Origin of the sequence: Streptomyces sp. GQFP (assembly GCF_021545335.1) — a bacterium.
Lineage (GTDB): Bacteria > Actinomycetota > Actinomycetes > Streptomycetales > Streptomycetaceae > Streptomyces.
Genome location: NZ_CP089312.1, coordinates 4267981 through 4288475, shown reverse-complemented (window position 1 = coordinate 4288475; position 20495 = coordinate 4267981). Strand labels below are relative to the sequence as shown.

Genomic DNA, 20495 nt, shown 5'->3' with positions numbered 1-20495 from the left:
AGGTTTATGACATAGGCTGTATCAAAACAGGTGGCCGGTCGTCCGCACAGCGGTCCGGTGTGCCCCATCGAGGAGTGCCATGAGCCATGAGGTCCCCCCGTTGTCGCCGTCCGAGGCCGCTTCCTTCCGCCGTGATCTGACCGCCGCCGTGCGCGAGGCGCACCTGCCGAGCCTGCTGGCGGTCATGGTGCAGCTGAGCGGCGACTTCACGCTGCTGGACGGCCCGTTCCGACCACGCCGGGTACGCGGCCCCGGCGACCACGACGGTGGCGGCCTGCCGGAGGAGGACCAGGAGCGGCTGCGCGAGCAGGCGGTCGACCTGCTGGTGGCCCACCGATGCGGCGAACTCGCCCCGGCTCCGGACCTGTCCCCCCAGGACGTGCTGACCGTCCTGAGCGCCTGCACAGGCGAGGAGGTCCCGGCGGAGGAGGCCGAGATGCTCGCCGAGGAGCTCGGCGTGCTGAGCCGCCAGGTCCCGGCCCTGGCGGCCGCCGAGGTCGAGGACGCTCCGCACGCCCTGATCATCGGAGCGGGGTTCTCGGGACTGTGCGCCGCCGTCCGGCTCGCGCAGGCGGGCTTCTCCTACACGATCGTCGAGAAGAACCCGGAGGTCGGCGGCACCTGGTTCGAGAACACCTATCCCGGCTGCGGCGTCGACACCCCGGTACACCTGTACTCGTTCTCGTTCACCCAGAGCGCGGACTGGCCGACGTACTTCGCCCGGCAGCCCGAGGTCCACAAGTACCTGATCGGCGTCGCCGACGAGTACGGGGTACGCGACCACATCCGCTTCGGCACCGAGGTCGAGGCGGCGACGTGGGACGACGAGTCGCAGCACTGGACCACCCGGCTCCGGCTCCCCGACGGGTCGACCGAGGAGATCTCGACGCCCGTCGTGATCAGCGCGGTCGGGCTGCTCAACCGGCCGGCGTATCCCTCGCTCCCGGGCCTGGACGACTTCGACGGCCCCGTCGTCCACACCGGTGACTGGGACAACAGCCTGGACCTCACCGGGAAGCGGGTGGCCGTGATCGGCACCGGGGCCTCGGCGATGCAGCTGGTCCCCGCGATCGTGGGCACTGCGGCACACATCAGCGTCTTCCAGCGCTCGCCCCAGTGGATCATCCCGAACCCCAACACGACCAAGAGCGTCACCGCGGCGACGCAGTTCCTGATGGCGGAGGTGCCCCACTACCTGGGCTGGTACCGGCTGCGGCAGGCGTGGACCTTCGGCGACCGGCTGCACCCGATGCTGCGCATCGACCCCGAGTGGCCGCACCAGGACCGCTCGATCAACGCCGCCAACGAGCGCCACCGGGTCTTCCTGACCCGCTACATCGAGCGGCAACTCGAGGGGCGCCCCGACCTCATAGCCGCCTGCGTGCCGACCTACCCGCCGTACGGCAAGCGCCCGCTGCTCGACCACGGCTGGTACGACGCGCTCAAGCGGCCGGACGTGACCCTGGTGGCCGACGGGGTGGCCCGTGTCGAGGGCAACACCGTCGTCGCCGCCGGCGGCGAGCGGGTGGAGGCCGACGTGATCGTCCTGGCGACCGGCTTCCAGACCCTCGACATGCTCGGTCCGATGGAGATCCGCGGCCGCAGCGGGGCGAGTCTGCGCGAGACATGGGGTCCCGACGACGCTCGCGCGCTGCTCGGCATGACGGTGCCCGACTTCCCCAACTTCTTCATCCTCTTCGGCCCGAACACCAACGCCGGGCACGGCGGCAGCCACGTGATGAGCGTCGAGATGCAGGTCCGCTACGTGCTCAAGCTCCTGGTCCGGATGACCCGCGAGCACCACGGCAGCGTGGAGGTCCGCACCGAGACATTCGAGGCCTTCAACGAGGAGCTCGACCGGGCCCTCGCCCGGTCGATCTGGTCGCACCCGGGGATGAACACCTACTACCGCAACGCGAAGGGCCGGATCGTGACGAATGTGCCCTGGACCAACGCCGAGTACTGGCACCGGACCCTGGAACCCGCCCCGGACGACTTCCGCATGACCGGCCCGCGATGACGGAGGACACCAAGGACACGGAGGACACCATGGACACGGCGGACACCCACCGGACCCGAGCACTGGTCGAGCGCTTCAACCAGGCGCGCGCCGCCAACGACGTGGAGGCCATCCGCGGCCTGCTCGCCGACGACGTGGAGTGGCACCCGCCGCAGAGCGTCAGGACCCGGCCGTTCCGCGGCCGAGACCGGGTGACCCTGGCGCTGACCGGCGGCAACACCAGCGGCGTCCTCGACGTCGCCTCGATCCGCCGCGAGATCGTCGATGTCGTCGTCGACGGGGACCGGGCCGTCGTACGGCAGCTGATGACGGCCACCCGGCTCGACGGCGTGCCGTACGCCAACGACTACTGCTGGGTCTACACGTTCCGCGACGGCCTGCTCGCCACGCTCGTCGAGTACGGCGACACGCTGCTCATCGCCCGCGCGGGCTTCATCCCCCTCGACGCGCCGCCCGCCCCGTCACCCGGCACCGAGAGGACCCCGGCATGACCGACGCCGCACTGCACGACCCCCTCGACCGGCCGGCCGCGAGCCGGTCCGCCAAGCCGGAGTGGTTCGACCCCGCCGGCCCCACCCTGCTCGGCCAGACCTGCACCACCTGCCGCGCGGTCTTCTTCCCGCCGACCTCGGAGTTCTGCCAGAACCCCGCTTGCGAGGGCGAGACCTTCGACATCGTCCCGCTGAGCCGGCGCGGCACGGTCTGGTCGTGGACGACCAACCACTACAAGCCGCCGGCGCCGGCCGTCAGCGCCGAGCCGTTCGTGCCCTACACGGTGGTCGCCGTCGAGCTGGCCGCCGAGGGCCTGGTGGTACTGGGCCAGCTCAGCGACACGACCCCCGCGGTCGCGGTCGGCGACGGCGTCGAACTCGTGGCGGAGACCCTGCTCGTCGACGACCTCGGTGAGCAACTGGTGTGGCGCTGGGCCCTGGAGCCGAAGGACGGTGGAGAGCGATGAACGCCGGGAACGACGTGGTGGTGGCCGGGATCGGCATGCACCCCTGGGGCAAGTTCGGCCGCAGCTTCGTCGAGTACGGCCGCACGGCCGCACGCGCGGCCCTGGCCGACGCCGGGATCGCCTGGGCGGACGTACAGATGGTCGCCGGGGCCAACACCTGGCGCGGCGGCTACCCCGGCCTGGTCAGCGGCTCGACCTTCGCCCACGCCCTCGGGTGGAACGGCGCCAGCATCAGCAGTTCGTTCGCCGCCTGCGCCTCGGGCGCCCAGGCCCTCGCGGTCGCCCGCGCCAACATCCTCGCCGGGCTGTGCGACGTGGCGCTGGTCGTCGGCTCGGACACCACCCCGAAGGGGTTCTTCGGCCCCTTCCAGTCCGGCGACGAGAACGACCCGGACTGGCTGCGCTTCCGCCTGCTCGGCGCCACCAACCCGACGTACTTCGGCCTCTACGCGCAGCGCCGGATCGCGCGGTACGGCGCCACCGAGCACGACTTCGCCCGCGTCAAGGCCAAGAACAGCCGGCACGGAGCTCTCAACCCCCTCGCCCGGTACCGCGCGGTCGTGACGGAGGAGGAGGTCCTCGCGTCGTCGTACGTCGCGCAGCCGCTGCACCTGCTCGACGTCTGCGCGACCAGTGACGGGGCCGCGGCCGTGGTGCTGACCAGCGCGGACTACGCGCGCACCAGGACCGGGCGTCCGGTGCGCCTGCGAGCGGTCGCCACCAACACGCCCGTCTACCCGAACACGCTGATCGAGATGCCCAACTTCGCCAGCGACTCGACCTCCGTCGTGGCGGCGCCCAAGATCGGTTTCAAGACCTCGCTCGCCACCACCGCTTACGCCGAGGCCGGCCTGGGCCCCGACGACCTGCATCTCGCGGAGGTCTACGACCTGTCCACCGCTCTCGAACTCGACTGGTACGAGCACATCGGCCTCTGCGCCGAGGGCGAGGCCGAGAAGATCCTGGCCGACGGACGCACGACCCTGGGGGGCAGCACCCCGGTCAACCCCAGCGGCGGGCTTGCGTCCTTCGGCGAGGCCGTCCCGGCACAGGCCATCGCACAGGTCTGCGAGCTGACCAGCCAGCTGCGCGGGGACGCCGGCGCCCGGCAGGTCGAGGGCGCCCGGGTGGGCCTGGCCGTCAACCAGGGCCTCTTCGGCCACGGATCCGCGTCGATCCTGAGCGTCTGAGGCCGGCGATGAGCACCCGGGCACCCGCACGGGCCGCGACACCGGCCGACGACGACCTGCACCCGCCGGCCACGGACGACCCGTTCTGGACCGAGACCGCGTGGTTCGCGTTCGCCGTGCCCGAGAGACGGCTGACCGGGTTCGTCTACCCCGTCTTCCGGGCCAACCAGCGGATCTGCTCCTCGGGGGTCTACCTCTGGGACGACACCGGGGAGACCGACCTCGACTGCCTGTACGCCCACAACTACTGGCACATCCCGCTTCCCGACTCGCTCACCTCGATGCGGCTCCCGAGCGGCCTGAGCTACGACGTCCTCGAACCGCTGCGCAGCTACCGCGTGCGGTACGACAGCCACGACCTGCGGGTGGACCTGACGTACGACGGCCTGGTCGAGCCGGTCCTGACCCCGCGGGCCGACCATCTCGACCAGCCGTGCCGTGTGCAGGGTGAGATCGTGCTGCTCGGAGAGCGGATCGAGGTGGACGGGTTCGAGTTCAGGGACAAGTCGTGGAGCGTGCGCTCCGACCACTCGCTGGTCCTGCCGGACGACGTCGCCCACGGCTCCTACATGTACGGCGTCACCGCGGAGACGGCCTTCCTGGCCCGGACGACGGGTGCCGACCCCGACCGGGACCAGGTCCGGCGCGGAGGCTGGTTGCTGCGCGACGGCGTGACCTCGCCCCTCGTCGAGGGCACCCGCCGGGCGGAGCGGGAGCCGGGTCGTCCTCCCACCCGCGTGGTGGTCGAGGGCCGCGACGAGCTGGGCCGGACCTTCACCGCGACCGGCGACACCGTCAACCACTTCGCCTTCCGCTCGACCCCTGCCATGAGCCCCTGGGTGAGCGGCGTCCAGTGGACGATCGACGGCGTACCCGCCTGGGGAGAGAACCAGGAGTGGAGCCTCACCGGCCGGGCGCGGCGCGCGCGACCCCCCGCGTCCCCGTCGAGGAGCCCGGATGCTTGACCTGACCACCGGCCTGCCCATGTCCGTGGAGGCGATCGACGCCGCCTGGCTCGGCGCGGCCCTGACCTCGGGTCTCGGCGAGACCGTCCGGGTCGACGACCTGCGCGTGACCCACATCGTGTGGGGGAACGCCACCAAGGTGTGCGTCGAGGCGACGTACGGCCGGGCTCCGGCGAGCCTGCCGGCCCGGCTGTGCGTCAAGGGCGGCTTCGACGACCGGGTCGCCGAGGTCGGTTCACCCGCCCAGCTGGTCCTGGAGGCGGAGTTCTACGGCACCGTCCGCTCCCACCTCACGGCCCGCCTGCCCCGCAGCTTCTACGCCGCCGGCTCGCCGTCCGGCGACCAGGGCATCGTGATCCTGGAGGACCTCACCACCCGCGGCGTCCGGTTCGTCGACGCCGGCCAGACCCTCGGGCCCGACGAGGTCGCCTCCGGCCTGGAGGCACAGGCGGCGTGGCACGCCTCGACCTGGGGATCGGTGCCGGGATCCATCCCGGGGGTGCGGGTCGGCGGCGCCGACCGCCGAGGGGCGCGGCTGTTCTTCAACGAGAAGTACTGGGCACGCCACTTCGCCGAGGAGGGCGCCCCGAAGCTTCCCGCCGGCCTCGACGACCGGGAGCGGGTCCGCGACGGCTTCCGCGCCCTGTGGGCGTACGACGACGCCGGCGTCCACTCGCTCCAGCACGGTGACGCGCACCCGGGCAACACCTACGTCGAGGCCGACGGGACGGTGGTGTTCCTCGACTGGGCGGCGTACTTCTGGGGCCACTGGGCCTACGACGTGGCGCTCTTCCTCACCGGTTCCCTGGAGACCGACGACCGACGCCGCCAGGAGGAGGGGCTGCTGCGCCACTACCTCGACGCCCTCGCCACGAACGGCGGACCCGCCCTGCCGTTCGCCGACGCGTGGCGCGAGTACGGCCGGCACCAGCTGCGGGGCCTGCTGTGGGCGGTGTCGCCCTCGGTCATGCAGCCGTTCGAACGCTCACGACCGATGTGCGACCGCCACGCGGCCGCCGTCGAGGACCACGGGACCCTGGCCCTGCTCGGCGTGTGAGGTCGCCGCACGGTCCCACGGCCGCGCGGGCCGTCTCAGAGCCTGTCGGGTGACCTCCGGTCTGGCGCCCGCCGCCTGGCACGCACTCCCCCAGAGGGGGACCCCCAGTCGCGTTGCCGAAACGCCCTGACAGCTTCGCTATGAGGACGCTCCGGCGCCTTGCGATCGCATGCACCAGCGCCCCGTTCGCCCAACAACCGGAGGCCGCCCGACAGACCCTCACAGTTGCGCGGCGACCGCGCCGGCGTAGTCGAGATGCTCCTCGACCGTACGGTGACCCATCCACGTCGTCTGGATGGTCGCGTGGGTGCCGCCGGCGTTGCGCCAGCGCTCCAGGGCCTCGACCGCCCGGTCGACCGACCGTTCGCGCTGCTTGGCCCACGGGTCACCGGCGGGCGCCTTCGGGAGCAGGACGAGGTCGGCACCGAACGCGTCGACGTCGCGGCCGGCGGCCGTCAGGAGCCCGCGCAGCTGCTCAAGACCGGCGATGCTGCGTCCGGCGGACCCGGCGAACATGAAGCCGTCGCCCCCGGCGACCGCACGGGGGTACGCCGCCTCCCCGCCGCCGATCCACACCGGGATCCGGGCCGTCGGGTGCGGGACGAGCCCGGCACGGTCGACGCGCTCGCGCCCTACGTCCGCGGTCACCAGGTCCTCGGTCCACAGCCGGCCGAGCAGGGCCAGCTGCGCGTCGGTCCGGGCGCCGCGGCCGCGGAACTCCTGGCCCATCGCGGCGTACTCCACGCTGTTCCAGCCGGTGCCGATCCCGAGCCGGAGCCGGTTGCCGGAGAGCAGCGCGGCATCGGCGGCCTGGCGGGCGACGAGCACGGTCTGCCGCTGCGCGAGGATCAGCACACCTGTCGCGAAGGTGATCCGCTCCGTGACACCGGCGAGGAACCCGATGAGCACGAAGGGGTCGAAGAACCGGTCGTGCTCGTCGTAGGGACCCCACACCTGCTCCTCGCGGTCGTGCGAGGCGCCCAGCACGTGGTCGAAGAACGACAGGTGGTCGAACCCGCGCCGCTCGGCCTCGACGGCGAAGGCGCGTGCGGCCGTCGGCGTGCTCGGGAGCTCGTAGCTCGGAAAGACGACACCGAGTCGCATGTCCCTCCTCATCTCGTCGACGTTCGTCACCTCATCGACGCTCGTCGCGGCCGACCGACAGGCCGAGCGCCTCGAAGTCCCACGTCCGGTCCGTGACGCCCCGCGAGCGCAGGGTGTGCTTGAGGACCCGGCCCAGATGGTTCTTGGGGATCTCGTCGAGCAGTTCGACGTAGCGCGGCATCGCGAAGTAGGGCAGCGCGCCGTGCAGCCACGCGAAGAGCTCACCGGGCTCGATCGAGGCACCGGGCGCCGGCACCAGGCAGGCCTTGATCTCGTCCTCCTCGTGGTCCGAGCGGACCGCGTGCACGGCCACTTCGAGTACGGCGGGGTGCTTTCCGATCGCGGTCTCCACCTCGATGCTCGAGACGTTCTCCCCGCGCCGGCGCATCGCGTCCTTCTTGCGGTCGACGAAGGCGATCGCGCCCGAGGGACGTCGGCGGCCGAAGTCGCCGGTGTGGAACCACAGGCCCGCAAAGGCCTCCAGGGTGTCCTCGGGGCGGTTCCAGTAGCCGTCGAACATGGCGAACCGGTGCCGTGGCCGGAGGCAGATCTCGCCGACCTCGCCGTCGGCGACCTCGGCACCGTCATCGAGGAGCCGCACCTGGAGATCGAAGACCGGAAGCCCGCTGCCGCCGCGGTCGCGAGGACCGGCCGGCGGGGTGCCGAACACCGGCACGCACTCGGTCAGGCCGTAGCTCTCGGCCCAGACGTCGGTGCCGTATCTCTCCCGGAAGGCCAGCTGGTTGTCCTCGGACAGCGGCGCGATGTTGCAGACCCGGAGCCGGTGGGCGCGGTCCCACTCGGAGGCGGGCGCGCTCAGCAGCATCGTCGCCATCGCACCGACACCGTTGATGATGGTGGCGCCGACCTCGGTCGCCCGACGCATGAAGCTGGTGGGGCTGAAGGCCGGTTCGTAGATGGCCGGCGCGCCCGCCAGCAGGCACGGCATCAGGACCTTGAGCTGCGCTCCGCCGTGGAAGAGCGGCATCGCGCAGAAGAAGACGTCCTCGGGGCCGAGCTGAGTGACCCACTGGTCGACGACACCGCAGCGGTGGTAGTAGCCGTGGCTGAGCATGCAGCCCTTCGCCAGGCCGGTCGTGCCCGACGTGTAGAGGATGCCGGCGAGATCCTCGGGGAGCACGTCCGGCGCGACGAAAGCCGGGTCGTCCGGCAGCTCCGAGACGTGCCGGACCATGGGGGAGGCGTCGTCGGGACGGTCGTCGAGGGTGACCACCGCGCGCACCGACGGCAGGTCGGGAAGGAGCGCCTCGACCGCCCGCCGGCCGGCCTCGTCGACGATCACGACCGCCGGGCCGGCGTCCACCAGCTGGTGCCGGAGGAACTCGCCCTTGAGGTAGGGGTTGAGCGGGACCTGCACGGCACCCAGCCGGGCCAGGCCGAAGAACAGCTCGAACCACTCGCGGCGGTTGGGGAACAGGATCGCGACCCGCTCTCCCGGCACGACGCCGAGGCGGTGGATACGGGAGGCGAGGCTGGTCGCGAGGGCGTCCAGTTCGGCGTACGTCGCGGACCAGTCGCTCATGGCCACGGCGAGGGCGCCCGGACGCCGCCCGGCCTGCTCGGCCAGCATCGCGCCGATCGTCATCGCCGAAGGCATCGGATCGGGCGGCACGGGGACCGCGAGCTGCGTGGAGTTCGGGTGGGTGATCACGATGTCCGTTCCCGTCGTCACGGCCGATGGCGTACGCCGGGCCGGCCCGGCCACCAGAATTAGATTCCGACTGTCTCAAAACACTGGGGCGCCGTCAACAGATTATGAGATCGCCCTTCGCTTAACTCGATGGCGACGGGTCGCCCGACACCAGGGCGATCGGCTCGCAGCACGAGATCGAGTTCGTCTCAGGCACCCGGGAGTGGTCGGAGCTGACCTACCGGTTGGCGCCGGGGGGTGGCTCCGAGACGCTCCTGTCCGGCACGGGTCTCGGCCGGGCGTAGGCCTCTCGCGGCACGGGCTGCGCCGGCGGGTACGCCGACGAGCGCGGCCTCGGCGCGCCACACCCGGTCACCGTCGAGTGGGACGCGCTCGACCTGAGCGTCCCCGGACAGGTCACCCGCGGCGGAGAGCCGTACGCGCCGGGCCACCGCGAGCAGCCTGCCCGGGTGGTCATCGACGGTCGGCCGGGCGCGGGGCACCTCGCCGTGATCTCGTCGGGCACGATCGCCTGCTGCGGACTCCGGCCGCGCCGGGACCGCCGACCGGCACGGTGTACGGCGGCGGGTCAGCGGCCGGTCGTGAGCCGAGGCGGGGCTACGCCGAGGTCGGGGCGTTCGTGGACCAGCCAGTCCCACATCGGGTCGAGGCCCGCCTCCAGCGTCGCTGTCCCGAGGGCGGCGCCCAACTGTCCCTCGGTTCCGAGTTCGTCGCGCCAGGCCCAGATCCGCAGTGAGCGCCGGTGCAGCCCGTGTTCCTGGGTCGTTCCCATGGCGCCGAGCACCTGGTGGGCCGACTTCACGACCGCGCTCGCGGCCCGCGCGGTCACCAGGGCCCCGGCGACCGTGCGCCAGGCGGGCCCGAGCTCGGCACACTCACGCAGGGACTCCTCGGAGGCCGTCTCGGCGAACGTCACGTCCGCCTTCATGCGGGCCAGGTGGTGGCTCACGGCCTGGAACCGGTCGATCGTGCGACCGAACTGGGTGCGGGTGCTCGCGTGTTCGAGCGCCAGGCCGCAGGCACCCCGCATCGCACCACACAACGCGGCGTTCCGCAGGGCGAGCAGCTCGCCGCGTGCCCTGCCGAGCGCCGACTCGTCGGCGACGAGCGCGGCGACGGGCACGCGCACCTGGTCGAGCAGCAGCGCGTCGCGCGGCTCGCCGGCGATGTTCACGCCCGGCTCCCAGCCCACCCCGCGGGCGGTCGTCGGCACCCGCACGAGGATCTCCCGGTCGCCGTCCTGGGCGCGCACGAGTAGCGTCGCCGCCGACCGGCCCCACGCGACCCGTTCCTGCCGACCGGCGAGGACCACCTCGCCCTGCTCCACGTGCGCCGTGACGCCGGCCCCGAACGCGGTGACCGCGAGCGCGGCCGGGTCGAGCGGCTCCTCGGGAGTCGCCAGGACGCGGTACGCGACGACGTTCTCCGCCAGCGGCAGGGACCAGCCCGCCTCGGCGACCTGGGCGACGACGGCCGCAAGGTCCCCGAGCCCCCCGCCGGAGCCGCCCCGTTCCTCCGCGACGGCGATCGAGTTCCATCCCAGCCCGGCGAGGTCGGTGCGGTGCTGGTCGTGGTCCTCGACCGCGGACCCGGCGTGCTCCCACCCGGCGAGGACGTCGCTCACGAGGCCGCGGAGCTCCGCTCCGGGGGGCGCCGCGGTGGCCGCCCTGGAGATGATCGACAGCAGCATCTCGGTCGTCCCACCGCGGATCGTCGCTCCCGGCGAGCGCACGAGGCCCTGGGCCAGGAGGCGCTCGGCGATCGATCCTGCCGGGTCGGGCGGGCCGACGACGCGACGGGCGAAGTCGACCACGTCACCCTCGAAGGCGGTACCGAGGAACTTGAGCATGCTCGACTCGGCGACCGGCGCACGGCCCCTGTCCATCGCGTCGGCGACGGTCCTCGCCATCGCGCGCAGTGTGTGCAGGCGCGCGACCAGGACGCCGAGCTCGGCGTCCGCGGTGTCCGGGACCAGGCCGTCGCGCAGCAGTACGGCGAGGAGCGGGAAGGTGCTGAGGACGCGCTCCATGCCGCCGCGCTCGAAGGACAGCTGCTCGGTGACCTGGCGCCAGCCGCCGCCGACCTCGCCGATCACGTTCTCGCGAGGCACGAGGACGTCGGTGAACGTGACCTCGTTGAAGTGGTGCTCGCCGCCGATGTCCAGGATCGGGCGGACCTCGATGCCGGGGGTCGCCATGTCGAGGACCATCTCGACCAGTCCGTCGTGCTTGTCCTCCGACGTCCCGAGCCGGGCCAGCACGTAGGCGTGGGTCGCGTGGTGCGCGTGGCTGGTCCAGATCTTGCCGCCGTTCATCCGGAAGCCCCCGTCGACCTCGGTGAGCCGGGTGCGCACGGCGGACAGGTCGGAGCCGGACTCGGTCTCGGACATGCCCAGGCAGAAGCTGATCTCGCCGGACCGGATCCGCGGGAGGACGGCCTGGCGCAGCTCGGGCGAGCCGTGGCGCAGGAGGGCCGGGCCGATCTGCCGGTCACCGATCCAGTGCGCGGCGACCGGGGCACCGATCCGCAACAGCTCCTCGGTGACGACCTGTCGCTCGGCGTTGGTCACCGCGCGACCGCCCACCTCCTCGGGCCACGTCAGCCCGATGAAACCGCCGGCCCCGAGATGACGGCTGAAGGCCGGGTCGAAGCCGAAGAGCCACGAGTCGATCGTGGTGTACGACGCCGTTCCCGACTCCTGGATGGCGGCGCGGATCTCCTTGCGGATCGACACGGTCTGCTCCTGGCTCATGCGGCGCACCGCGATCGGGTGTCCGCTGCGGCGACATCGAGGTGTTGCACGAGTTCTCCTCCCGGCCGCGCCGCTGCCCGGGTGTGCGAGAGCCCGGCGCCGACGCCGGGCGCACCGGGGTCGGAGGCGGAGAGCGCGGATCTTGTCCATCTGGCCGACCTGCGGTGGCGCCGGGTCCGCAGCCCGTTCGGGCGATCCCGACACCAACCCAGTAATTTGAGAATCCTAGGCTCATAATTATGGCCGGGGGCTCCGATGTCAACGCCGACGAGGAGCCGGAGGCGGAGTCGGGCCGCCTGCGTCAGGCCGGCTCGACGGGCGTACTGACGGGCGTACTGACGGGCGTGCCGCGTGTCGGCACCCAGGTGCCGTGGGCGGCGGTCGTGACCTGGCCGCCCGAGGTGATCGTGACGTCGACGAAGACGAGCGACCGCGCGAAGCGGGCCACCCGGGACTCCACCGTCAGCGGGAGGCGCGCCGGACGGAAGTACTCGAGGTGGAGCGTGCCCGTGACGGCCGAGACCCCCGGCTCGAGCTTCGGCAGGATCGCGAGCGCCCCGGCCTGGTCGGCGATCGCCGCCAGCAGGCCGCCGTGCACCGCGCCGTTCGGGTTCAGGGGCACCACTGACCGCGTCACCTCGACGACCGCCACACCGTCGCCCACGTCGAGCGGGGTCATCGCGTAGGCCACGCACCCGGGATTCTCCGCCATCCAGGTCAGCCACTCGTCGCGATCGCGCGACGTGGGCGGGGCCACGTGGCGGTGCCCGTTCGGACCGAGCAGCAGGTCGACCTCGGTGTCACTCACCGGCAGCACTCCCTCGCGTATGCCTCTGACGAGACAGAACGATCGTTCACAACCTGGACCGAAAGTAGCACGGTCATGCCCCGTCGAGCGGGGCGACCGTGCGTGGAGGGGGCGCCTGTGGGCCTCCGCAGGTGCGTGACCGGTCGTAGACGACCGGAGTGCGAGGGCGGTGCCGCGAGAGGCCGGGCGGTCATTAGACTCCGACCATGTCCCGCGAACATCCGACCACGTCCCGCGAACAGCAGATCCTCGATGCCGCCCTGTCACTGTTCGCCGAGCGCAGCTTCGACGGCGTCGGCGTCGATGCCATCGCCGCGAAGGTCGGGGTCACCGGGTCGGCGATCTACCGCTACTTCTCCAGCAAGGACGAGATCCTCGCCGCCGCCTTCCAGCAGTTGACCGACCACCTCCTCGTGCGCCTCGGCGACCCGCTCGACGATCCCCGCGCCGAACTCGCCCGTCTGATCGACGTGTACGTCGACGTGACCCTGGCCAATCCCGAGATGACGACGGTGTGGAACCGCGAGCAGCCCGCCCTGTCGCAGGCCTACCAACGCTCACTGGCTCGCCGGCAGCGTCTCTACACCGATCGGTGGACCGCCGCCGTGAGCAAGGTCTATCCCGGGCACAGTCACGCCAAGGTGGCCGCGACCGTCCGTGCGGTGCAGTCGCTCGCGATGTCCGACATCCTCCGCCCGGCGTCGGTCCGTCGCCTGGACGACCTCGCGGACCTGCTGAAGTCGATGATGACCCAGGCGCTGGAGGCCCTCGCGAAATCGCCGGCCTGAGGCCCCGCCCGGGGCCAGGCCCTGTCGTCGAAGTCCCTCGCCCCGGACTCCGTCCGGGAGTTGCCCCCAGCCCCCCAGTCCCGCGGCGTTTGGCACCACACCACACCACACCTCGCCTCGCCCCGCCTCGCGACGCAACGCCCGCCGCGCCGACGGCTGATGTCACCGCGACGCCGCGGGCCCCGCCCTTAGGGCCTGTTCTGAGTTGCCCCGCGGCGTCGCGACACCCGGTACGCACTCCCCCAGAGGGGGACCCCCAGCCGCACCGGCCAAATGCCCAATTAGCTCCGCTACTAGGGCATTCGTCCGGCATGCCGATCGCACGTACCGAACGCCGCTCCTTCTCCCACGGGGCAACTCAGAACAGGCCCTAGGGCGCCGGCGCTACTTCGACGACAGGCCCTGGGGAACGTCTCGCAGGAAGTCGAGCAGCGCGCGATCGAACTCGTCGGGCCGCTCCAGCATCGGGTAGTGCCCACACCCGTCGAGCACCACCGACCGCAGCCCCGGGATCCGTTCCCGGAGCCAGGCGGCACCCCGCATCGAGAACACCGGGTCCTGGGTCCCGTAGATCTGCAGGGTCGGCACCCGCAGCTTGTCGAGCCGATCGGCCGAGCACGAGCGCAGCAGGGTCTCGGAGATCGCGAGAGAGGTCCACGACGGCATCCGCAGGGACAGGTGCAGCAGCCACGTCACGACATCCGGGTCGGGGGGTGATCCGAACGACATCGTCAGTCCGGCCCGACGTGCGTCGAGGCGGTCCGCATGTTCGGCGGCCAGCAGACCGGGCAGCAGCGCGTCGGCGGTCGCCCCGAACGGGAACGCGTCCGTGCGCGCCGCCGCGACACCGTTCGAGCTGACGAGCACGAGCCGCCCGATCCGCGGCTCGCCGTCCACCGTGAGCCGCAGGGCGACCTGGGCCCCGAGGGACCAGCCCACCACCGTGGTGTCGCGCAGGTCCAGGGCGGCGAGCACGGCTGCGAGGTCGCCGGCCAGGACGTCCAGCCCGTATCCGTCGAACGGCTTGTCGGAGGCCCCGTGCCCCCGCTGGTCGACGCAGACCACCCGGTGGCCGGCCGCCGCGAGGACCCGGACCTGCCGGTCGAAGACGGCGTGCGTCATCCCCACACCGGGGACCAGCACGACCGGCGGGCCGGCGCCGACGTCCTGCACGTCGAGCCGGATCCCGTCGGCGACCTCCAGCAGGGTCATGCCGGCGGCCCGGCGAGCATCGCGGCGGTGTCCCAGTAGTAGGCCGAGAGCGTCTGGAGGCGCCCGTCGCGGAAGGTCCACCACTCGACGGCGGTCGTGGGCGTCGCGTCGTAGGTCAGGGCGAGCCGGACCACGACGTCGACCTGGTCCTCCTGCCGGCCCGTGGTGACGGACTCGACGCGCATCTCCGTGGCGTCGACGGGGCCGTCGACGACGGTCGCCGCGAAGGCGAAGAACCGCCCGATCCGGCGCGCCGAGACGGTGCGGCCACCGCCCGGGAGGCTCTCGGGCCGGTGCAGTACGGCGTCCTCGTGGACGTGCGCGGCCACGAGCTGCCCGAGCCGTTCCACGTCGCGCTCGCGCAGGGCGTCGTAGAAGGACCGTACGACGCGCTCGCACGTCTCCTGCGTCTCGGCTGCGTCGGTCATGACGCCACCGGGGCGTCGAGCAGGTCGCGGGCCACCCGCTCGCGATGCTCGTCGGTGCCGCCCCACGCGTTGAGAAGGCTCCAGATCCGCATCAGGTAGAGATGCAGGTCGGCCTCCATGGTGTACCCGATCGCGCCGTGGCACTGCAGCGAGGTCTTGGCGGCCAGCCGGCCCGCCTTGTTGGCGCTCACCTTCGCCATCGAGCAGAGCCGCGACGCGTCCGGTGCGTCCGTGCTCATCGCCCAGGCGGCCGCCTCGACGAGCGGCCGCGCGAACTCGACGGCGACATGGGCGTTGGCCAACTGGTGCTTGACCGCCTGGAAGCTGCCCACCGGGACACCGAACTGGAGGCGCACCTTGTCGTAGTCGACGGTCATCTCGATCGCGCGGGCCGACAGCCCGACCAGCAGGGCGGCGGTGCAGAGCGCCGCGCGGTCACGGGCACGGGCCAGTTGGGCGGCCACCTCGGCCCCGGACGCCAGCACCCTGGCTCCCGCGCGCTGGTCCGGCGAGATCCGCACGAGCATGCGGGAGCCGTCGAGCGAGTCCACCACGGAGGCCGCGGCGTCCAGTGCCGACCCTTCCACGAGCAGCAGCCGCTCGTCCTCGAGGAGCAGGACGCCGGACGCCCGCGCGGCGTACGGCACCAGGTCGGAGGTACTGGCCGTGAAGACCCCCGATGTGTCGGCGAGCAGCTCCGGTGCCAGTGCCGCCAGGAGAGGCACGGCGACCGCCGCGTGCTCGACCACGGGCCCGGGGGTGCAGGCCCGGCCCAGCTCCTCGATGGCGCTGACCAGTTCCAGCTCGCTCCCACCCCCGTCCGGGGCGAGGAGGGAGAGCAGGCCGACGTCGTCGAGGGCGGCCCAGAGAGCCGCGCCGGCCGGCTCGTCGGACGCGGGTGCCCAGGCCCGGCGTACCTCGTCGGGACCGGCCAGCCGGGCACTCAGACCGGCCACGACCTCGGCGAAGAACTGCTGCTCGTCGGTGCGTGCGAAGCGCATGTCAGCTCCTCGGCAGGCCGAGCACGCGCTCGGCGATGATGTTGCGCTGGACCTCGTTGGTGCCGGCGAATATGGGCGTGGCCATCGAGGTGATGAAGCCGTGCGACCACGGCCCGTCCAGCTCGGCCTCCTCGCCCAGCAGGTCGAGCGCCGTCTCGTGCATGTGGACGTCCATCTCGGACCAGAAGATCTTGTTGCCGCTCGACTCGGCCCCGATCGACCCGCCGTCGGCGAGCTTGGTCACCGTCTTCATGGACGAGAACCGGTAGGCCTGAGCCGCGATCCAGGCGTCGGTCACGGCCGCTCTGGATGCTCCGGAGGGGGCCTTCTGGCCGCGGTAGAGATCCACGAGGCGGTCGGCCGCCGCGACGAAGCGTCCCGGCGAGCGCAGGATCAGTCCGCGCTCGGAGCCGGTCGTCGCCATCGCGACCTTCCAGCCGTTGCCGGCACCGCCGAGCACGTCGGCGTCGGGCACGAACACGTCGTCGAAGAAGATCTCGCCGAACCCGACCTCCCGGCCCAGCTTCTCCACGGGTCGCACCGTGACCCCGGGAGCGTGCAGGTCCATCAGCAGGTAGCTCAGGCCGCGGTGACGGGTGGAGCCGGCCTCGGTGCGTACGATCGCGAAGAGACGGTCGCAGAAGGGGGCGCGGGTGCTCCAGGTCTTCTGACCGTTGACCCGCCAGCCCCCGGCCTCGTCGTCACGGTCGGCGCGGACCCGGATCCCGGCGAGGTCGCTGCCCGCCTCCGGCTCGGACCACCCCTGGGCCCACATGTCCTCGACGCCGGCGATGCGCGGCAGGAGCTCCGCCTTCTGGGCGTCGGTGCCGAACTCGAACAGCGACGGAGCGAGCAGGAAGAGGCCGTTCTGCGCGGCACGCGGGCCGAGCCCGGCGGCGAAGTACTCCTCCTCGAAGATCATCCACTCCCACAGGCCAAGCCCCCGCCCGCCGTACTCGACGGGCCAGGAGACCGCCGCCCAGCCGGCCTCGAAGAGCTGTCGCTCCCACTCACGGTTGCGGGAGAACCCGTCGGCCGTGTCGGGCGATCCCAGCGGCCGGTCCGGCTTGTGGCTCGCCAGCCAGTCGCGCGCTTCGAGGCGGAACTGCCCGTCCCGCGGGCTCTCGCTCAGATCCATGTGAAACAACGTATCTCAAAACTATGAAGAGCGGCCAGGGCCGGTACGACCGCTCACCGCGACCACCTCGAAGGGCACGCCCCCCGTCGCCTTGGCGGCCACGAGGAGGCGTTCGTCCCCGGGCCCCCTGGAGACCCGGGCGACCCCGGCGCCGCGGGAGGCGAGGTCCGCCTCGACGCCGGCGAGGTCGCCGCTCCCGAGCACGATGGCGTGCGGCCCCGGGCCCCACTGCCCGGCGTACCGGCCGAGGTCGCTGTCGGCGTCGAGCGGCTGGACGAGTTCGAGGCTCGCGCTGCGCGACATCGCCATCTCGTACGTCGCCACCACCGAGTCCCGCCCGCGCGTGACCGATGTCGCCACCAGCCCGAGGTTCGACTCGAGCGTCCGCGCGGACGCCTCCGCGTCGACGACCAGGAAACGTCTCGCCACGACGCGGTCCAGGAGGCCGGCCGGCGCCTCCTCCTCGGCCGGCCGGACCGGGACCCCGGAGTGCGCGGTCGGCACCACCTCGGTCCACAGACCCGCGTCGGTGCCCGGGTCGTATCCGAACGGGTCGTCGTCCGTGACGCCGACCCATACGCGCGGGAAGTCGAAGTCCTCCGACGGGGGCGTGACCCGGTGACGGACCCGGCCGCGACGGAGCCGGTCGAGGACCGCCTCGACATCTCCGGCGAGAACGGTCGCATGCGTGCGGACCGGACGGTCGCCCTGGGCGAGGACGCGCTCCTCGACGTAGTCGTGAGCCTCGGCCCTGGGGCGGTGCCCGATCAGCTCGATACGGGTGGGAGCGTGCTTGAGCGACGGTCGGATCCGCAGCCACACGGCACGGAATCCGTGCCCCTCGGGCTCCAGATACGCCTGTGGGCGGGGCTCCGGCAGGCCGAACAGGTCGATCAGGACCCGCGCTTCCTCGTCGGGCCGCGCGGTCACGATGTCCGCCGACACAAGGGCGTCATACATCCCCGGTCCACCTCTCCTGACGGTCGGAGCGAGGGTCGGACGACACCTCGACGTGAACGACCGTTCTCTTCTTGTGGCTACTATGTCAAACCCGAGCCGAGGAGTCGCCATGCCTGACGCCGTCATCGTCGCCGCACACCGCACCCCGATCGGGACGGCCTTCAAGGGCACGCTCCGCGCCACGGAACCCGCCGACCTGGCAGTCCCGGTGCTGCAGGCGGTGCTGCGGTCCGCCGGCATCGCGCGCGACCTGGTCGACGACGTGGTGCTCGCCGAGTCGCTCCACGGCGGCGGCGTCATCGCCCGGTACGCCGCCCTCGAAGCCGGGATGACCCAGGTGCCGGGGCTCGCGGTCAACCGGCACTGCGCGGGTGGGCTCAGCGGCATCATCACCGCCGCGGCCGGTCTCCACCTCGGCGACCGCGCCGTCGTCGCCGGCGGCGTGCAGTCCTCGTCGACGGCCCCGGTCCCGATGAACCGCGCCCACCCCGACCGGCCATGGCTGTTCGAGTCGCACCGCCCCACTCCCGACGCCCCCGCCGACGACATGTCGATCACGGTCGGGTGGAACGCCGCGCGCACCCAGGGCATCAGCCGCGAGGAGCAGGACGCCTGGGCGCTGCGCTCGCATCGGCGTGCGGTCGCGGCGATCGCGGACGGGCAGTTCGACGACGAGCTCGTGGCCCTCCACCTCAAGGGGGAGGACGGATCGGTGACCGACTTCTCCGTCGACGAGCACCCCCGGGCCTCGACCAGCGCCGACAAGCTCGCGTCCCTGCGGGTGCTCCACCCGGAGATCGAGGGCTTCAGCATCACCGCCGGCAACGCCAGCGGGATCAACGACGCGGCGGCGGCCGTGCTGGTCGCGCGCTCGGACGTGGCCGCCGCCCACGGCCTGCCGGTGCTGGCCAGGATCGTCACCGGCGCCTCCGTCGGCGTCGATCCCGCCCAGACCGGCACCGCCGTCCCGGCGGCCGTCCTCAAGGCCCTGGACCGCGTCGGCCTGACACCCGCCGACATCGACCTGTGGGAGATCAACGAGGCGTTCGCCTCCGTCCCGATCGCCGCCTGCCGGACACTCGGGCTCGACGAGTCGATCGTCAACCCGTTCGGGAGCGGGTGCTCGCTCGGACACCCCGTCGCCGCCACCGGCGCGCGCATGGTCACCACCCTCGCCCACGAGCTGCGCAGGCGGGGTGGGGGCACCGCCGTCGCCGCGATGTGCGCGGGCGGCGGGATGGCGAGCGCGGTCGTCCTCACGGCCGCCTGAGCACCGCCCCCAGGACCCGCACGACCGTCCGACGACCCCTTTGGGAGAGATACCAGTGGCTGACATCCGACTGACCAGTGACGACGGCGGCATCCGCCACCTGACCCTCGACGCGCCCCAGCGCCGCAACGCCCTCGACACCACGATGCTCGCGGAGATGGCCGCCGCGGTCCGTGAGGTCCGCGACGACCGGGACGCGCGGGTCCTGGTGGTGAGCGGCAACGGACGGTCGTTCTGCGCCGGGGCCGATCTCTCCAGCCTCTTCGGCGATCCCACCCGCGCACCCGCGGCGATCCGCGACGATCTCAAGCAGGTCTACGCGAGCTTCCTGGGCATCACGGACCTCACGATCCCGTCCATCGCGGCCGTGCACGGCCAGGCGGTCGGCGCCGGCGTGAACATCGCTCTCGCCTGTGACGTCGTCGTCGCGGCGCCCGACGCGTCGTTCGCCGTCACGTTCGCCGAGATCGGCCTGCACCCGGGAGGCGGCTGCAGCTGGTTGCTGACACGGCGGCTCGGCCCGGGCAAGGCCCTCGACGTGATACTCAGCGCCGATCGCCTCAGCGGGACCGAGGCCGCCCGCCTGGGTCTCGTCACCCGGCTCTCGGACGATCCCGTCGGGACGGCCCAGGAGATGGCCAAGGTCTACGCCGGCCGCGAGCTAGGGATGCTGCGGAACATGAAGCGGGCGGTGACGATGTCCACGGAAGCGAGCCTGGCGACCGTGCTCGAGTTCGAGTCCTGGGCCCAGGCCTCCTCGGTCAACGGCGAGCGGTTCCACGACTTCCTCGCCCGGTTCGCCCCCACCCCGAGCAGCCCGGCTCCCTCTGCGCCTTGACGTAGCTGTTGATGTGCGCGGCGTCGCCCGCGAGGTGGACCCGACCGATCCGGTACCGGTCGGCCGGCACGCCTTCGAGGATCCAGTGGCTGACGGTGTGCACGGTCAGTTCGAGGTCGGGCAGCTTCAGGAGCGCGCGCAGCCGGGGAAGGGTCGCTTCTTTGTCGAAGCGTTCCGGGTCGTCGGGCCTGAGGGTGAAGTGGATGACCCACTCCTCGGAGTGCCGGCCCCACGTGGGTCCCATGGTCGCCATGGCGCCGCTGCCACAGGACCCGGCGCCCGTTCACAGCCGGGGTATGCCTGACCGTCCGGTCACCGGCTCCGGCGGAGTCCG

The 20495-nt window shown here is 72.2% G+C and carries 20 protein-coding genes; 9 read left to right on the top strand and 11 right to left on the bottom strand.

Annotated features, from left to right (window positions below):
- Positions 1 to 79: 79 nt before the first annotated feature.
- From LUX31_RS19095 to LUX31_RS19070, 6 genes are read left to right on the top strand one after another with little or no spacing between them, the layout of a single operon-like run.
- A complete protein-coding gene (locus LUX31_RS19095) occupies positions 80 to 2020 on the top strand; it encodes a flavin-containing monooxygenase (protein WP_235475990.1) in 1941 nt (646 codons plus the stop codon).
- Positions 2017 to 2511 (top strand): nuclear transport factor 2 family protein, encoded by a 495-nt coding sequence (locus LUX31_RS19090; protein WP_235475989.1) that lies wholly within the window; start codon positions 2017 to 2019, stop codon positions 2509 to 2511. The genes LUX31_RS19095 and LUX31_RS19090 overlap by 4 nt, the downstream gene beginning before the upstream one ends.
- Positions 2508 to 2978 carry a Zn-ribbon domain-containing OB-fold protein gene (locus LUX31_RS19085; protein ID WP_235475988.1) on the top strand — a complete coding sequence of 157 codons (471 nt, stop codon included), beginning with the start codon at positions 2508 to 2510 and terminating at the stop codon, positions 2976 to 2978. The genes LUX31_RS19090 and LUX31_RS19085 overlap by 4 nt, the downstream gene beginning before the upstream one ends.
- The gene (locus LUX31_RS19080; protein WP_235475987.1) at positions 2975 to 4168 is read left to right on the top strand and encodes a lipid-transfer protein; all 1194 of its coding nucleotides are present in this window, start codon (positions 2975 to 2977) and stop codon (positions 4166 to 4168) included. Before LUX31_RS19085 ends, LUX31_RS19080 begins: the two co-directional genes overlap by 4 nt.
- Positions 4169 to 4176: 8 nt before the next feature.
- Entirely contained in the window at positions 4177 to 5133 is a 957-nt protein-coding gene (locus LUX31_RS19075) for a hypothetical protein (RefSeq protein WP_235475986.1), read from the top strand.
- Positions 5126 to 6190, top strand: coding sequence for an ecdysteroid 22-kinase family protein (locus tag LUX31_RS19070; RefSeq protein ID WP_235475985.1), 1065 nt, complete (start codon positions 5126 to 5128; stop codon positions 6188 to 6190). The genes LUX31_RS19075 and LUX31_RS19070 overlap by 8 nt, the downstream gene beginning before the upstream one ends.
- A 219-nt stretch (positions 6191 to 6409) precedes the next feature.
- Here LUX31_RS19070 and LUX31_RS19065 read toward each other — a convergent pair whose 3' ends face one another.
- The 5 genes from LUX31_RS19065 to LUX31_RS19045 all read right to left on the bottom strand — a co-directional run bounded on the left by LUX31_RS19065 (position 6410) and on the right by LUX31_RS19045 (position 12526).
- A complete protein-coding gene (locus LUX31_RS19065) occupies positions 6410 to 7324 on the bottom strand; it encodes a TIGR03619 family F420-dependent LLM class oxidoreductase (RefSeq protein WP_235475984.1) in 915 nt (304 codons plus the stop codon).
- A gap of 1 nt (position 7325) precedes the next feature.
- The gene (locus LUX31_RS19060) at positions 7326 to 8987 is read right to left on the bottom strand and encodes an AMP-binding protein (protein ID WP_235475983.1); all 1662 of its coding nucleotides are present in this window, start codon (positions 8985 to 8987) and stop codon (positions 7326 to 7328) included.
- Between the two features lie 167 nt (positions 8988 to 9154).
- Positions 9155 to 9448 carry a hypothetical protein gene (locus LUX31_RS19055; RefSeq protein ID WP_235475982.1) on the bottom strand — a complete coding sequence of 98 codons (294 nt, stop codon included), beginning with the start codon at positions 9446 to 9448 and terminating at the stop codon, positions 9155 to 9157.
- An 86-nt stretch (positions 9449 to 9534) separates the two neighbouring features.
- Positions 9535 to 11718 carry an acyl-CoA dehydrogenase family protein gene (locus LUX31_RS19050; RefSeq protein ID WP_235475981.1) on the bottom strand — a complete coding sequence of 728 codons (2184 nt, stop codon included), beginning with the start codon at positions 11716 to 11718 and terminating at the stop codon, positions 9535 to 9537.
- Between the two features lie 301 nt (positions 11719 to 12019).
- Positions 12020 to 12526, bottom strand: coding sequence for a PaaI family thioesterase (locus LUX31_RS19045; RefSeq protein ID WP_235475980.1), 507 nt, complete (start codon positions 12524 to 12526; stop codon positions 12020 to 12022).
- Positions 12527 to 12732: 206 nt separating this feature from the next.
- Here LUX31_RS19045 and LUX31_RS19040 point away from each other — a divergent pair, with 206 nt between their 5' ends.
- Positions 12733 to 13314, top strand: a complete 582-nt coding sequence (locus LUX31_RS19040) for a TetR/AcrR family transcriptional regulator (protein WP_235475979.1) — start codon at positions 12733 to 12735, stop codon at positions 13312 to 13314.
- 384 nt (positions 13315 to 13698) lie between these two features.
- Here the strand turns inward: LUX31_RS19040 and LUX31_RS19035 are convergent, their stop codons facing one another.
- The 5 genes from LUX31_RS19035 to LUX31_RS19015 are packed head-to-tail and all read right to left on the bottom strand — an operon-like array spanning position 13699 to position 18053.
- Positions 13699 to 14526 carry an alpha/beta fold hydrolase gene (locus tag LUX31_RS19035; RefSeq protein ID WP_235475978.1) on the bottom strand — a complete coding sequence of 276 codons (828 nt, stop codon included), beginning with the start codon at positions 14524 to 14526 and terminating at the stop codon, positions 13699 to 13701.
- The gene (locus tag LUX31_RS19030; protein ID WP_235475977.1) at positions 14523 to 14954 is read right to left on the bottom strand and encodes a nuclear transport factor 2 family protein; all 432 of its coding nucleotides are present in this window, start codon (positions 14952 to 14954) and stop codon (positions 14523 to 14525) included. Before LUX31_RS19030 ends, LUX31_RS19035 begins: the two co-directional genes overlap by 4 nt.
- The gene (locus tag LUX31_RS19025) at positions 14951 to 15955 is read right to left on the bottom strand and encodes an acyl-CoA dehydrogenase family protein (RefSeq protein WP_235475976.1); all 1005 of its coding nucleotides are present in this window, start codon (positions 15953 to 15955) and stop codon (positions 14951 to 14953) included. The genes LUX31_RS19030 and LUX31_RS19025 overlap by 4 nt, the downstream gene beginning before the upstream one ends.
- Position 15956: 1 nt before the next feature.
- Positions 15957 to 17093, bottom strand: coding sequence for an acyl-CoA dehydrogenase family protein (locus tag LUX31_RS19020; protein ID WP_235475975.1), 1137 nt, complete (start codon positions 17091 to 17093; stop codon positions 15957 to 15959).
- A gap of 21 nt (positions 17094 to 17114) precedes the next feature.
- Positions 17115 to 18053, bottom strand: a complete 939-nt coding sequence (locus LUX31_RS19015) for a hypothetical protein (RefSeq protein WP_235475974.1) — start codon at positions 18051 to 18053, stop codon at positions 17115 to 17117.
- A 109-nt stretch (positions 18054 to 18162) separates the two neighbouring features.
- Between LUX31_RS19015 and LUX31_RS19010 the strand changes: the two genes are divergently transcribed.
- Together LUX31_RS19010 and LUX31_RS19005 are read left to right on the top strand one after the other, a co-directional pair.
- Positions 18163 to 19323 (top strand): thiolase family protein, encoded by a 1161-nt coding sequence (locus LUX31_RS19010; protein ID WP_235475973.1) that lies wholly within the window; start codon positions 18163 to 18165, stop codon positions 19321 to 19323.
- Positions 19324 to 19378: 55 nt separating this feature from the next.
- Positions 19379 to 20161 (top strand): enoyl-CoA hydratase, encoded by a 783-nt coding sequence (locus tag LUX31_RS19005; protein ID WP_235475972.1) that lies wholly within the window; start codon positions 19379 to 19381, stop codon positions 20159 to 20161.
- Here the strand turns inward: LUX31_RS19005 and LUX31_RS19000 are convergent.
- Positions 20085 to 20405, bottom strand: a complete 321-nt coding sequence (locus LUX31_RS19000; RefSeq protein ID WP_235475971.1) for an FAD-dependent monooxygenase — start codon at positions 20403 to 20405, stop codon at positions 20085 to 20087. The genes LUX31_RS19005 and LUX31_RS19000 overlap by 77 nt on opposite strands.
- Positions 20406 to 20495 lie beyond the last annotated feature (90 nt).